This is a genomic window from Gottfriedia acidiceleris (assembly GCF_023115465.1).
GTDB classification, from domain to species: Bacteria; Bacillota; Bacilli; order Bacillales; family Bacillaceae_G; genus Gottfriedia; species Gottfriedia acidiceleris_B.
Map to the genome: position 1 here is coordinate 2,060,341 of NZ_CP096034.1, position 13,240 is coordinate 2,073,580.

Here is a 13,240-nt window from a genome sequence, read left to right on the forward strand (position 1 = left end):
AAAGAAACTTCAAAAAAAAATAAAACAAGAAATATTTGTACTGATTGAAGCCTACAAACATCCTAAGGTATCTTGGTATGTAAAACTAATAGCATTATTAATTATAGGGTACGCTCTAAGTCCAATTGACTTAATTCCTGACTTCATACCAGTTTTTGGATATTTGGATGACATCATGCTAATACCACTGGGAATCTCTTTCGTTTTAAATTTGATTCCAAAAGGAATACTTGATGAATGCCGTGAAAAAGTAAGGAATTCAGAAAAGGTAAAAAAGAAAAGCTGGATAGCAGGTATTATTATCATGTGTATATGGATTAGTCTAATTGTTTGGATATACAATATTTTTTTTAATTAATAGTACGAATACATGACCTAAAAAAAGCAGAGCTTATTTAAACTCTGCTTTTTGTTTTTTTGAGTACATTGATGCTTATTAAAAAAATTCAACTATAATTATTAGAAAAATGATAATAATTGGAACTGTGATTGAATCTTTAATAATCAAACTGCTTATGATCATTTAAAAAAGGGGAGGGTGTTTTGTTCATTATTTAGGATAAATTGAATTCTACTTTAAGAAGTTCAATTGTTGCTTCGTTACCTGTTAAATCTAACTTAACCACGTCTGATTCTCCGCTTACATGAAGAGAAAAGTTAATGAAGGGGCAGCAACGGTTTTCAAAAGACACCCATTCAACAATTTTTAAAAGTATTGAAGAGTGATTGGGATATATAAAAGTATAACCAGAGTTTGTTTTTTCAACTTTTACATTTGTAGTTAATTCTTTTCGAAGTTCATCGTACTTAATTCTTTCCTGCTGATCGAAAACAGAAATATTGCAAGCAATTAATGAAGTACAACAACAACTACATTTAGTCATATGGTTTATCATCCTCTAACATTATTTATGAGAACAGTTTGGAGCAGAACAGTTGCATCCTTTTTCAGGACTACATTTAGGATTTCTTTTTAATAATATCTAAATGATTAATGAAATAGAGAGTAGAGCGATTCCCCATTTCCAAAATCCAAGACTGATTCCTGTGATACCTGCTAATGCAACCAATATAGAAGGTAGTAAGCAACAAAGGGCACATAAACCAATGAACCCAATTCCAGCTAAAAATTTTTTCAAGTCATTTCCTCCTTTCTATAATTAAAGTATAATTGTTAAAGTTAACTTTAAGTCAAGAGGTGATATGATGGAGACATATAAATTAATCGGTGAGTTAGCGAAAGAGGCTGATATTAATCCATCTGCGATCCGTTATTATGAATCAATAGGTATGTTACCTAACCCTAAACGAATTAATGGTCAAAGAAGATATAATATCCAAGTATTGGATCAACTAAAGTTTATCAAAACGGCGCAGTTAGCTGGTTTTAGTAACCAAGAAATTATTACGCTTTTGGAAGGTTTTGACGAACAGGACTCTCCATCTGAGAGATGGAAGCAAATGGCATTGAAGAAGCGTTCAGAATTAGAAGTAAAAAAGAAACAAATTGATACAATGATGACCATCTTGAATAATGGATTAGATTGTAAATGCCATACATGGTCAGAATGTTTTTCAAAAGTAAATCCAGACGGTACGTGTAATAGTTGAGTTTGATTGGAGGACCAAGATTGATTACAGCAGTTCTAATTTTTTTGTTAGCTGGTTTAGCGGAAATAGGCGGAGGATACTTAGTATGGTTATGGTTAAGAGAGGGACAATCTGCATATTTAGGTTTAATTGGTGGTATTGTTTTAGCTCTGTACGGTGTAATTGCTACTTTTCAAATCTTTCCTTCTTTTGGAAGGGTTTATGCCGCTTATGGTGGAGTTTTTATCGTATTATCTATTCTTTGGGGATGGGGTGTGGACAAGAAATCTCCAGACTTATATGATTGGTTGGGTGCACTTATTTGTTTAATTGGTGTTTCTGTTATTCTATGGGCACCACGAAATTAGTATATAAACTTTTTAACTAGAATACATATATAATCCCCCTTGTATTAATAGGGGGATTGTTTTGTTTATTTGACTGTAATTGTACCTTTAAACATACCCATGCCACATTCATAATGATAAACGCCTGGTTTTAAAGGTTTAATATGTACGTAGTTGTCTGCGTTTTTGTTTAAAGATAAATTTAGGTCAAGTTCTTTCGATAAGATGATACTTGCACAAACATCTTCTTTTGGTGTTTTAAAATTAATAATTATTGGCTTTCCAGCTTCAACTACAAGATTATTTGGAAAATAACCATCAACTTTTACATTAATCGTTTGAATGCTACTACTTGTTTCCGTAAATTGGATGTCTTTTACTTCAGGTGCATCTGTTCTACTTGCAAATAAGGTTCCTTTTCCGAATACAAATACACCCATGAAAACTAACAGTACAACTAAAACAATTGGGTTTGCGATTAATGGTTTTTTTACTGATGTTTCCTGTTTTTTGTGGCTTGTTTCTTCACTAATTAAGCGAATCAGAATAACAAAAACAAAAACAAATAAAATATCAATGAAATAGACCATAAAATCAATTGATTTTGGTTGTAACATCACACCTAACATTGATCCCATCATTCCACCCATAATGGCTGCTGTTACACCATCTAGTGAAGCCATCAGTGAAACAGGTCTTCCGTTTAAATAGCCAATGATGATCCCGATTGTAATCGAAGCAATTGTAGGTATGGTTAAATCTTTCGTGTGCGCGAAGGTTCCCAAAATCGTCCCTAAAGCAATGCTTGTCATCATTGAGTTTGTCATGCTGATCATCATTCCAGTCATGCAGGTGATTTTTTGTTTATTTCGGTACGTATAGTAGATTACATAACTTGATAAGAGTGCAATTAACGTAATACTAGCTGGTATTAGCATATGTATTTTTTTTCCTCCAATGATAAAGTACTCTATTGAGCACAAACTAAGTAAATTATATATTTAAATGTTATTGAAAACCAGTTAACAATTTTTGACATCTATTGTTCAGCTAACTCATGAAATAGTTTTATAAGAGTGGAAAAGAACCTTCAATTTGAAATTCTTTTTTCTATTGTCGATAATATTGTCATATGTAACTTCACATAAAAAGAATATGCATTCACATATTTCTTTGTTTCTTTTATACTTAAAAGGAATCATGTAAGGTATTCCGAAAGTAGGATGAGTAAAATGATTGAAAATAAAGCATTATTAAAAATTCTAGGACCGTTGGAACTTGAAGTAATGAAAGTTATCTGGACTAGAAATGAAGTAACGGTTCAAAATGTGTTATCAGAATTAAATAAGCAAAATAGCTATGCTTATACAACTATTATGACAATAATGAATCGACTAGATAAAAAAGGAATTCTCACACGTAGTAAACTGGGAAAAGGATACGTATATAAACCATGTTACAGTGCAAATGAACTTATTCAACAAAATTCCTCTGAGCAAGTGGAACATCTCCTTCATCATTATGGAGACATTGCTATTACACAGTTTGTAGATGCTGTTGGTCATAACCCTGATCAGCTTAATAAGCTGAAGGAACTAATCCAAAAGTTAGAGCAGGGTGAAAAATAATGTCACGATTATATCAAACTTCAAATATATACATTTGGTTAATAAGTGTAATTACTCTGTTTATCGGATTTTGCTCTGTTTCTCATTATCACATGATGAAGAGTTGTATGTATCAGATATTGGAATGTTGTAACATTCAGCACTATCATTTACTTTTGTTTATCTTGATTACTTTAGGGATTCTTTTTGTATGTTCCGCTATGTACTTTTTATATCTATCAAAAAAAACGCAAAAATTTGTTTCTAAACTAAATTTATACAATACAGTCAGTTACGAATCAGACATAATCAAGGTCTTCCAACAAAAATATTCTATACAAGTTCAGGTTGTAGATTTTACGCAACCTTTAGCTTTCACGCACGGATTAATTCATCCTCAAATCCTAGTTAGTGCTAGCTTAATAGACTTATTACAACCACATGAATTAGAGGCTGTATTGGAACATGAATATTATCATTGCCTAAACAGAGATCCATTTAAATTATCAATATTGCTTAGCTTAGCACAAGTGTTTTCATTCTTACCAATCTCTCAGAAGTTGTATGAACGTTATATGATAGAAAAAGAAATAAAAGCAGATACTTTTGCGATTCATAAAGTAGGAATTAAGGCTGTTGCATCAGCATTATACAAATTAATGACAAATGTACCTTCTTCTTCATTTGCAACGGTACACTTTCAGAACCATTCTATTCAAGATACGAATACAAGGATAGAGGTTCTTCTCACGGGAACATATAAACGTCCATCCATTTCTACGTTTGAGTGGATGAGAACCACCATTCATATTCTAATTATTACTTTCATAATAGGATGTGTGTCAGTTTTGTGAACTTATCTCCTTTCAAATACTACGGATATGTAGTATTTGATTGACTAAAAAGCAACCACCTACTACAATGTTGTAGTAGGTGGTTGTTTTTTCATCTATACATAAGACAATTGAGGAGAGAAAATAATGAAAAAGATAATAGTAGGTTCAACACTTGTTGCATTAATGGCTTTTGGGGGAAATGCTTTTGCAGCTAGTCCAACTGAAGTGAAATCTGTGAATACTGCAACTTCTGCGTCGAAAACAATGAGTATGGAAGATTGTATGGAAATGATGAAAGCTATGGGTATGAGTGAGAAAGATTGCATGAAAATGATGAAAGACTGCATGGCTATGGGTATCAGTGCGGAAGATTGCATGAAAATGATGAAAGATTGCATGGCTATGGGTATGAGTGCGAAGGATTGCATGAAAATGATGAAAGACTGTATGGCTATGGGTATGAGTGCGGACGATTGCGTGAAAATGATGAAAGACTGTATGGCTATGGGCATGAGTGAGAAAGATTGCATGAAAATGATGAAAGACTGCATGGCTATGGGTATGAGTGCGGAAGACTGCATGAAAATGATGAAAGATTGCATGGATATGGGTATGAGTGCAAAAGATTGTATGAAAATGATGAAAAACATGCAAAAATAAATAAAAAAAGAACTGGTTACTTTTATAATATGTCCCCTATATAGTAGACACTTATAAAAAAGTCTACATATAGGGTACTTTTTTTGTATAAATAATTCTTTCTATTAAATAAGCATAGAGAAATACGTATATCAAAGTAGCCGAAACTGTCCAAAATATCATAGCTTGTTCAACTACCCATATGTTAATTGAACAAGCAGTAGGAGCTTCACGGTGTTATTATACCTTTATAGTAAACAGTAAAATGTCTTCGGTGCCAATCGAACAGCATACAATCATGAATATATGGCTGTGAAATTATCACGTGAGGATTTTAATATCAACTATTGAGTCGAAAGAAAATAACTGCTTCTGATTATACTTATCCATGAACTGAAATGTATCCGTTAGGTGATCTACTTTGAGAATATGACCTACTTCTGTGTAAATATAGCCTTTATTCCAGTGTTTCAAGGCAATCTGATTATTTAATTCAAGAGCTTCTATTAAAATAAAATTAATTCGTTCCTTCTCATCATCTTCTAAAATAGGTTTAGGCATTTTTCGTTGATCTTCAATAATATTAGCGAGTCCCTTGAATTGTTGCGGTATTGAAGCGAATGGCTGCCACTTTTTAATCGTTCTTCCCAACTGATTGTGTTTCATTATGCAAGATGACCTCCAATCTTTTTATTATTATGTCGAATCGTACTATAATCCAAGTAGCTTACAGCTCTTAGAATACTGTTTTTACCGTACTTTCTACGGATTCCATCCATTGCAGCAGTAAGTTTTTTATCTTTTAATCGATTGTTTTCATTTGTAAATAATGATAATTGTTCGTATTCCGTAGAAACGAAATTTTTAAGAGATATTGATATTGTTCTTACGGCTTCATTAGTATAATTTTGATTCAGAATTTTTAAGCAAACTTGGTACCATTCTTTCGTTAAATCGGTAGGGCGATCAATCGTCATGCTTTGACTAAATCCACCGCCTTGACTGTACCCAATTCCAAAATGAATCGTTCTGCATAAGTTTTTTAGACTCCTTAATCGGTAACAAACTTCTTCAAGTTGCTCTAATATGAGTACAGGAATTTCATGCGATTTATAATCTCTTAAAAGTACTTGGCTCTTTCCAATCGATTTATCCGCAGGTTTAAAGTTCTTCATTTCAGCTATACGTGAATAGTCAATACCATTTGCATGTAGATGTAATTCAGTTCCCATTACATTACCAAATCTTTGAATTAATATTTTTTTCGGAAATCTTGCTAATTCACCAATTGTTGTAATCCCTAATCTGTTAAGCTTTTCTTCCGTCTTTTTTGCGATTCCCCAAAACTTACTGAGAGGTTCTATTTTCCACATTTTCGTCTGCACGTCATCATATGTCCACTGCGCAATACCGCTAGGAACTTTCTTACTTTCGATATCCATACATATTTTTGCTAGTAAAAGGTTACACGAAATTCCAATTGAACTAAAAATACCAAAAGTATTTAAAATATCCTGTTGAATTGTATAAGCCAATTCGAGCGGAGGCATTTTATGAATACGATCATAGCCATTTAATTGAAGAGCCATTTCATCAATCGAATATTGCATGTAATCGATAGGAGCAACATATTTTGTGAGAAGTAATTCAGCAATTTGATTTGAAATTTTTACATACGTAGCCATAGAAGGGTTAACAATATGGATATCTTTTTGTCTAGGTATTTCATACAAACGATTGCCAGTTGCTATACCCAATTTTTTCATTTCAGGAGTAGCTGCCAATACCACAGAACCTTCTCTAGATGTATCTCCAACTACTGCAAGTTTCACTTTTAATGGATCTAAGCCTAATAAACGACAACTAACAGAAGCAAAAAAGGACTTCATATCAATAAAAAATATTATGTCATTCGGAAACATTGAATAATCGTACATGGTTTTCACCTCATATTTAAGAACTAATGTTCTTATTATATACAAACAAACGTTCTTTTAGTAGTAATATTTTATGGGGTTTTTTAGAAAAAGTGATAAAAACAGAATACTTGTTCTAGTTTACTGAGAGGTGTAAGGAATAACAAATGGGAATTAAACATGTAAAGTTAATGTAAATTCACCTCAAATATGTTGATATATTAATTTTTTGTTGTTAATATAAGCACATAGTTATATAAGCGAATGGTTATATTGGAGGAGAGGAGGATAAAATATGGTGACTTCAACAATATCGATTGGAGATGTATCTGACATATTTAAATTACTAAGTGATAAAACTCGATTATCAATTGTTGCCATTTTAGATCAACAGGAATGTTGTGTGTGTGAATTTGTAGAGGCTTTTGATATGAGTCAACCAGCTATTAGTCAACATTTACGCAAATTAAAAGTTGGTGGAATTCTAAATGAAACAAAAAAAGGTCAATGGGTTTACTATTCTTTAAATAAAGAATCAGTGTTCTATTCAATGATTCACAATATTCTAGAACACACACCAGCACAAACAGAACTAATCGAAAAATTAATCAAAAACAGTCCTGTTAGACAAAAATGTTGTGAGTAATTTTATTGTTAATTTTTATTTTTAGGTTTTGGGGAGAGGGAGAAAAATATTTATGAAAAAACAGCTTACTGCTGAGTTTCTAGGTACGTACTTTTTAGTATTAGCTGGAACAGGAGCAATAGTCATAAATAAGCTGACTGGGGACCTTACACATGTAGGAGTAGCATTAACATTTGGCTTAGTAGTATCAGCATTGATTTTCGCATTTGGACATATATCAGGTGCACATTTTAATCCAGCAGTTACTATTGGTTTTTTACTATTAAAGAAAATAGATAACAAAACTGCTCTAAAATATATCCTCGTTCAATGTATCGGTGCTGTTTTAGCAAGTTTTACGATCTGTTATCTGTTTGGAAATGTAGCATATTTAGGTGCTACGTTACCGCGTGGTAGCTCACAACAAGCATTTATTTTAGAATTTTTATTAACATTTTTGTTAGTATTGGTAATCTTTTCATCTGCACTTCATAAAAAAGCTAATACATCATTCGCTGCCATAGCAATTGGTGCAACAGTAGGATTAGAAGCAATGTTTGGAGGACCAATTACTGGTGCTTCGATGAACCCAGCACGATCATTAGCACCTGCAATTGTGTCTGGAAATGTTTCGACTTTATGGATTTACTTAATTGCAACAACATTGGGTGCAATTGCTGCTACTTATATTTATAAAATAATACAAGAATAGAGGGAACTTATTATGGAAAAGAAAACAATCTACTTTTTATGCACAGGTAACTCTTGCCGTAGCCAAATGGCAGAAGCGTGGGGTAAAAAATATTTAGGAAACGAATGGAATGTTTTATCTGCGGGGATTGAGGCGCATGGTGTAAATCCGAATGCTATTAAAGCTATGGACGAAGTAGGAATTGATATTCGCAACCAAACTTCTGACATAATCGATAATGAAATCTTAAATAATGCAGATTTAGTTGTTACACTTTGCGGTCATGCGAACGATGTATGTCCAGTAACACCACCACATGTAAAACGCGAGCACTGGGGATTCGATGATCCAGCTGGTCAAGAATGGACAGTATTCCAAAACGTACGTGACCAAATTGGTGATCGTATTAAAAAGTTCGCTGAAACTGGTGAGTAATTAATTATTGAACTAAATAGCCGAGGAATATTCTCGGCTATTTTTTATAGGAGGATTTCATAAATGAAAAAAATAGAAATATTTGACCCAGCAATGTGTTGTTCAACTGGTGTTTGCGGTCCAAGTGTCGATCCAGATTTAATTAGAATGAGTTTGGCAGTTCATAACCTTCAACAAAATGGAGTGGACATCAAACGCTATAACCTAGCTTCAGAGCCTGGGATGTTTACAGAAAATAAACTGGTAAACGATTTACTTCAATCAAAAGGTGCAGATGTATTACCACTGGTACTTGTTGATGGTAAAGTTTTTAAAGAAAGTGTTTATCCAAGTAACGAAGAATTTGCTGAACTAACTGGCATTTCATTAGAAGATTTAGGAAAGAAAAAAGTTGTACGCTTAAATTTAAATGTAAAGTAATTAGGAAGAAGTGACAGAAATGAAACAGTTTAATTTAGCTGAACTAAACTTAACACCATTTTTATTCTTTACTGGAAAAGGCGGAGTAGGAAAAACATCAACTGCTTGTGCAACTGCTATTGCTTTAGCTGACCAAGGGAAAAAAATATTACTTGTTAGTACAGATCCTGCATCTAATTTACAAGATGTTTTTGGGATAACATTAACTAATAAACCAAAACAAGTACCTTCGGTAAGTAATCTTTTTGTAGCAAATTTAGACCCCGAAACGGCAGCTCTTGAATACAAAGAGAAAATCATTGGACCGTATCGTGATAAACTACCTGAAGCTTTAGTAAATCAAATGGAAGAGCAACTTTCAGGAGCTTGTACAGTTGAAATAGCTGCATTTGATGAATTCACTTCGCTTCTAACAAATAAAAATTTAATCGATCAATATGATCATATTATCTTTGATACAGCACCAACAGGACATACACTTCGTTTACTTCAATTGCCAACTGCTTGGAATGGATTTTTAGAAGAAAGTACTCATGGAGCGTCGTGTTTAGGACCATTAGCTGGACTTGCAGATAAGAAAAAATCTTATGAAGCAACAGTTCAAGCTTTATCTGATATAAAACAAACAATACTAATTCTTGTAACAAGACCAGATGAATCACCTCTTAATGAGGCAGCTAGAGCTTCTTTAGAATTAAAAGAATTGGGTATTTCTAATCAATTGCTAGTGATAAATGGTTTACTAAGTGACAAAATTATAGACGACGAAATTTCAATCGCTTTTTATGAACGACAACAATCAGCATTAGAAAAAATACCGAATGATTTAAAAGAATTACCTCAATATATAATTCCATTAATGCCATTTAATGTTACGGGAATAGAGAATCTGCGTAAAATGTTCCATTATAATCAATTCACTTTAGTGAAACCAGTGGATGATATGGACATTTCTTATGAAGTGTTTAATACATTAATTGATGATTTAATTCAACAAGATCAACGTGTTGTGTTTACTATGGGTAAAGGTGGCGTTGGAAAAACTACGATCGCAGCTGCCATTGCAGTGGCTTTAGCAGAACGTGGAAAAAAAGTCCATTTAACAACAACAGATCCAGCAGCCCATTTAGAATATGTCATGAAAGAAAATGAACAACATTCGAATCTTTCTGTCAGTAAAATTGATCCAAAACTTGAAATTCAGAATTATAAACAAGAAGTTTTGTCTTCCTCTATGGAGATGTTAGACGAAGAAGGATTAGCTTATTTAGAAGAAGATTTACGTTCTCCGTGTACTGAGGAAATCGCTGTCTTCCGAAAATTTGCAGAGATTGTTGAAAAGGCTAATGATGAAATAATAGTGATTGATACAGCTCCTACTGGACATACACTTTTATTATTAGATGCTACTCAAACTTATCATCAAGAAATCCAAAGGTCTCAAGGAGACGTACCTGAATCTGTAAAAAATTTATTACCTAGATTGAGGAATCCAAAAGAAACAACGGTAGTTATTGTGACATTAGCAGAAGCAACCCCTGTTTTTGAAGCGAACCGATTAAAACAAGATTTATTACGTGCTAGTATTCAACCAAAATGGTGGGTAATCAATCAGAGTCTATATGCGACTAAAACAATTGATCCAATCTTAAGTGGTAGAGCATCTTCAGAAGCACAATGGATCAAAGAAGTCCAAAAATATTCTTCTAATAATTGTGTGATTGTCCCATGGCAAAAACATGAAATCAAAGGGTATGAAGAGCTACAAAAATTAACAATAAAATAAGTGAAAACGAGGGAGAAAATAATGATTATTACAGATAAAGCAAAAATGTTTATTGAAAATGTTATGAAACAAAATAATGTAGATACTTTACGTTTTGCATCTAATGGAGAAGGTTGCTGCGGACCAAGTTGGGGTGTAGAACTTGCGCCTGCTGAATCAGCTGATGTAGTACAAACAATTAATGGTTTAAATGTTGCAATTGCACCTTCTATTATTGAAATAGTAAGTGATGTAACTCTTGATTTACAAGGTGAAGGTGAAGATGCAGGATTAGTGATTCAAGGTGGAAGTAGTTGTTGCTAAGAAAGCAATATTTAGAGTTAGATATTATTTGGAGGATTAATTATGTCTAAAAATTATCACGAATTATTAAAAGAACGCATTTATATAGGTGGAGCAGACGATGTAGAAGATTTATTAAAGAATGAAAAAATTGATGTTATCTATGATTTAAGAGCAGAAGCTCCAGAAGTAGAATCAAAATATAATCGTGTGCATAGTCCTATTGTTGATGATGCAGAGAATCAAGATGAATCTATTAAGAAGTCAATTGATCATGTAATTAGTGCATATAACGAAGGAAAGAATTTATATTTCCACTGCCAAGGTGGTAGTAACCGAACTGGAACTGTTGCAGTAGGTACATTATTAATGTTAGGTAAAGCATCTACAATTGAAGAAGCAGAACAAATTGCTAAAACGGCAAGACCTAAGATTAATGTAAAACCTGAAATGAAAGAAGCTTTAAAAAGATTATTTCCACATGCATAAACTAAATCGTTGAATTTAGATTTAAGGTTTAAAAGGTATTCATATTTTTAATGAATACCTTTTTTAAAATAAACATAGTAAGTGTTTTAAGGAGAGGATAAATCGTGACAATTCAAACTGAAGCGCTTTGGAATGAATTTAATGAGCGACTTTTATTCTTTATTAAAGGTAAAATTAACAATAAAGCAGATGCCGATGATATTCTTCAAAATGTGTTTTTGAAAATTCATCAAAACTTAGGTGAGTTAAAGGAAGAAAAAAATCTGAAATCATGGATCTTTACAATCGCTAGAAACTCAATCATAGATTATTATCGTTCATCAAAGGTAACAGAAGAGTTTAAAGAAGAGTTAGAAAAAGTAATTGAAAGTGGCGAAGATAATTTTAATGAAGAGATTACTTGTTGTATTGACGATTTTATTAATCTCCTACCTGAAAAATATCAAGAAACAATTCGACTTTATGAGTTTGAAGAGATGAAACATAAAGAAATTGCTGAGAGATTAGAACTATCAGTTTCTGCTTCTAAATCCAGAGTTCAACGTGGGAGAAATCAGCTTAAATTATTACTTGAAGAATGTTGTAAGTTTCAAATTGATAAATACGGTAACATCCTGGATTATCAACAAAAAAATATTTGTTGTGATAAATAAGAAAAAAGTTACTAAATTCTGCGACCTTTTTTCATTTATTACGTCTTACTAAGTGAAAGACAATATAAATGAAAGAGGGTAATTGTTATGAAAGAATTAGAAAAAGATAGTATCCGCCAAACAGTGCGTGATAATTATAAAAAGGTTGCTTTAAATGTATTGGAAAAAGACTGCTGTGGAACGACTGACTGCTGCTCTTCCACTGATAATACGTTAAGTAACTACACAAATAAACTAGGGTATTCAAATGAGGAGCTACAATCAGTCCCTGAGGGATCGAACATGGGGCTAGGATGTGGAAATCCACAAGCTATTGCAAACATTAAACCTGAAGAAACTGTACTTGATTTAGGAAGCGGTGGAGGATTTGATTGTTTTCTAGCTGCACGCAAAGTTGGTGAAAGTGGAAGAGTAATTGGAGTTGATATGACTCCTGAAATGATTAGTAAAGCAAGATTAAATGCAGAGAAAAATTCATTTAAAAATGTTGAATTCCGATTAGGTGAGATAGAAAATTTACCAGTTGCTAATGACTCTGTCGATGTTATTATTTCGAACTGTGTAATTAATTTATCACCAGATAAAAATCGTGTTTTTCAAGAAGCATACCGTGTATTGAAAAAAGGTGGACGCTTAGCTATTTCTGATATTGTTCTCACAGCTGATTTACCTGATGATATTCGTAATGACTTGAGCTTCTATTCAGGGTGTATTTCAGGATCTTCTTATATTAAAGATTTAGAGCAGTACCTTCAATTGGCAGGATTTAATGCAATAAGGATTGTTCCAAAAGATGATTCACATGAGTTTATTAAGGAATGGGCACCAGGTCGTAATGTACAGGATTATATTGTCTCAGCAGTGATTGAAGCAGTTAAATAAAGTTTAAAAAAAGAGGTAGCTTTACTTTGCTACCTCTTTTTT

General features: G+C 32.8%; 20 protein-coding genes. 15 read left to right on the forward strand and 5 right to left on the reverse strand.

What is annotated here, in order from left to right; all coding sequences use genetic code 11:
• Window positions 1-124: 124 nt before the first annotated feature.
• A complete protein-coding gene (locus MY490_RS09990) occupies window positions 125-358 on the forward strand; it encodes a YkvA family protein (protein WP_248269353.1) in 234 nt (77 codons plus the stop codon).
• 196 nt (window positions 359-554) lie between these two features.
• On the opposite strand, the gene MY490_RS09995 is transcribed toward MY490_RS09990, so the two are convergent.
• Window positions 555-884 carry a hypothetical protein gene (locus tag MY490_RS09995; protein WP_248269050.1) on the reverse strand — a complete coding sequence of 110 codons (330 nt, stop codon included), beginning with the start codon at window positions 882-884 and terminating at the stop codon, window positions 555-557.
• A 99-nt stretch (window positions 885-983) separates the two neighbouring features.
• The gene (locus tag MY490_RS10000; protein WP_248269051.1) at window positions 984-1,139 is read right to left on the reverse strand and encodes a hypothetical protein; all 156 of its coding nucleotides are present in this window, start codon (window positions 1,137-1,139) and stop codon (window positions 984-986) included.
• Between the two features lie 67 nt (window positions 1,140-1,206).
• Here MY490_RS10000 and MY490_RS10005 point away from each other — a divergent pair, with 67 nt between their 5' ends.
• Both MY490_RS10005 and MY490_RS10010 read left to right on the forward strand, forming a co-directional pair.
• Window positions 1,207-1,611, forward strand: coding sequence for a MerR family transcriptional regulator (locus tag MY490_RS10005; protein ID WP_248269052.1), 405 nt, complete (start codon window positions 1,207-1,209; stop codon window positions 1,609-1,611).
• 23 nt (window positions 1,612-1,634) lie between these two features.
• Window positions 1,635-1,958, forward strand: a complete 324-nt coding sequence (locus MY490_RS10010; protein ID WP_432707071.1) for a YnfA family protein — start codon at window positions 1,635-1,637, stop codon at window positions 1,956-1,958.
• Window positions 1,959-2,023: 65 nt separating this feature from the next.
• Here the strand turns inward: MY490_RS10010 and MY490_RS10015 are convergent, their stop codons facing one another.
• Window positions 2,024-2,875: a cupredoxin domain-containing protein gene (locus MY490_RS10015; protein ID WP_248269054.1), complete on the reverse strand. Its 852-nt coding sequence runs from the start codon at window positions 2,873-2,875 to the stop codon at window positions 2,024-2,026.
• A 294-nt stretch (window positions 2,876-3,169) separates the two neighbouring features.
• Between MY490_RS10015 and MY490_RS10020 the strand changes: the two genes are divergently transcribed.
• The 3 genes from MY490_RS10020 to MY490_RS10030 all read left to right on the forward strand — a co-directional run bounded on the left by MY490_RS10020 (window position 3,170) and on the right by MY490_RS10030 (window position 5,040).
• Window positions 3,170-3,565, forward strand: coding sequence for a BlaI/MecI/CopY family transcriptional regulator (locus MY490_RS10020; protein WP_248269055.1), 396 nt, complete (start codon window positions 3,170-3,172; stop codon window positions 3,563-3,565).
• Window positions 3,565-4,398 carry a M56 family metallopeptidase gene (locus tag MY490_RS10025; RefSeq protein WP_248269056.1) on the forward strand — a complete coding sequence of 278 codons (834 nt, stop codon included), beginning with the start codon at window positions 3,565-3,567 and terminating at the stop codon, window positions 4,396-4,398. The genes MY490_RS10020 and MY490_RS10025 overlap by 1 nt, the downstream gene beginning before the upstream one ends.
• Window positions 4,399-4,524: 126 nt before the next feature.
• Window positions 4,525-5,040, forward strand: a complete 516-nt coding sequence (locus MY490_RS10030; RefSeq protein ID WP_248269057.1) for a hypothetical protein — start codon at window positions 4,525-4,527, stop codon at window positions 5,038-5,040.
• 300 nt (window positions 5,041-5,340) lie between these two features.
• On the opposite strand, the gene MY490_RS10035 is transcribed toward MY490_RS10030, so the two are convergent.
• Window positions 5,341-5,685: a YolD-like family protein gene (locus MY490_RS10035; RefSeq protein WP_248269058.1), complete on the reverse strand. Its 345-nt coding sequence runs from the start codon at window positions 5,683-5,685 to the stop codon at window positions 5,341-5,343.
• Window positions 5,685-6,956, reverse strand: a complete 1,272-nt coding sequence (locus tag MY490_RS10040; RefSeq protein WP_248269059.1) for a Y-family DNA polymerase — start codon at window positions 6,954-6,956, stop codon at window positions 5,685-5,687. Before MY490_RS10040 ends, MY490_RS10035 begins: the two co-directional genes overlap by 1 nt.
• 274 nt (window positions 6,957-7,230) lie before the next feature.
• On the opposite strand from MY490_RS10040, the gene MY490_RS10045 reads away from it, so the two are divergent.
• The 9 genes from MY490_RS10045 (at window position 7,231) to MY490_RS10085 (ending at window position 13,198) form a co-directional block, all read left to right on the forward strand.
• Complete coding sequence (locus tag MY490_RS10045) at window positions 7,231-7,581, forward strand: ArsR/SmtB family transcription factor (protein WP_248269060.1); 351 nt, start codon at window positions 7,231-7,233, stop codon at window positions 7,579-7,581.
• Between the two features lie 52 nt (window positions 7,582-7,633).
• Window positions 7,634-8,272 carry an MIP/aquaporin family protein gene (locus MY490_RS10050; protein WP_248269061.1) on the forward strand — a complete coding sequence of 213 codons (639 nt, stop codon included), beginning with the start codon at window positions 7,634-7,636 and terminating at the stop codon, window positions 8,270-8,272.
• A gap of 9 nt (window positions 8,273-8,281) precedes the next feature.
• Window positions 8,282-8,686 carry an arsenate reductase (thioredoxin) gene (gene arsC, locus MY490_RS10055; protein ID WP_248269354.1) on the forward strand — a complete coding sequence of 135 codons (405 nt, stop codon included), beginning with the start codon at window positions 8,282-8,284 and terminating at the stop codon, window positions 8,684-8,686.
• 63 nt (window positions 8,687-8,749) lie between these two features.
• Entirely contained in the window at window positions 8,750-9,106 is a 357-nt protein-coding gene (arsD, locus tag MY490_RS10060; RefSeq protein WP_248269062.1) for an arsenite efflux transporter metallochaperone ArsD, read from the forward strand.
• Between the two features lie 19 nt (window positions 9,107-9,125).
• A complete protein-coding gene (gene arsA / locus MY490_RS10065) occupies window positions 9,126-10,892 on the forward strand; it encodes an arsenical pump-driving ATPase (protein WP_248269063.1) in 1,767 nt (588 codons plus the stop codon).
• A 21-nt stretch (window positions 10,893-10,913) separates the two neighbouring features.
• Window positions 10,914-11,195: an adhesin gene (locus tag MY490_RS10070; RefSeq protein ID WP_248269064.1), complete on the forward strand. Its 282-nt coding sequence runs from the start codon at window positions 10,914-10,916 to the stop codon at window positions 11,193-11,195.
• A 42-nt stretch (window positions 11,196-11,237) separates the two neighbouring features.
• The gene (locus tag MY490_RS10075; RefSeq protein ID WP_432707053.1) at window positions 11,238-11,663 is read left to right on the forward strand and encodes a protein-tyrosine phosphatase family protein; all 426 of its coding nucleotides are present in this window, start codon (window positions 11,238-11,240) and stop codon (window positions 11,661-11,663) included.
• A gap of 104 nt (window positions 11,664-11,767) precedes the next feature.
• Complete coding sequence (sigZ, locus tag MY490_RS10080) at window positions 11,768-12,316, forward strand: RNA polymerase sigma factor SigZ (RefSeq protein ID WP_248269065.1); 549 nt, start codon at window positions 11,768-11,770, stop codon at window positions 12,314-12,316.
• Window positions 12,317-12,403: 87 nt separating this feature from the next.
• Complete coding sequence (locus MY490_RS10085; protein WP_248269066.1) at window positions 12,404-13,198, forward strand: arsenite methyltransferase; 795 nt, start codon at window positions 12,404-12,406, stop codon at window positions 13,196-13,198.
• Window positions 13,199-13,240 lie beyond the last annotated feature (42 nt).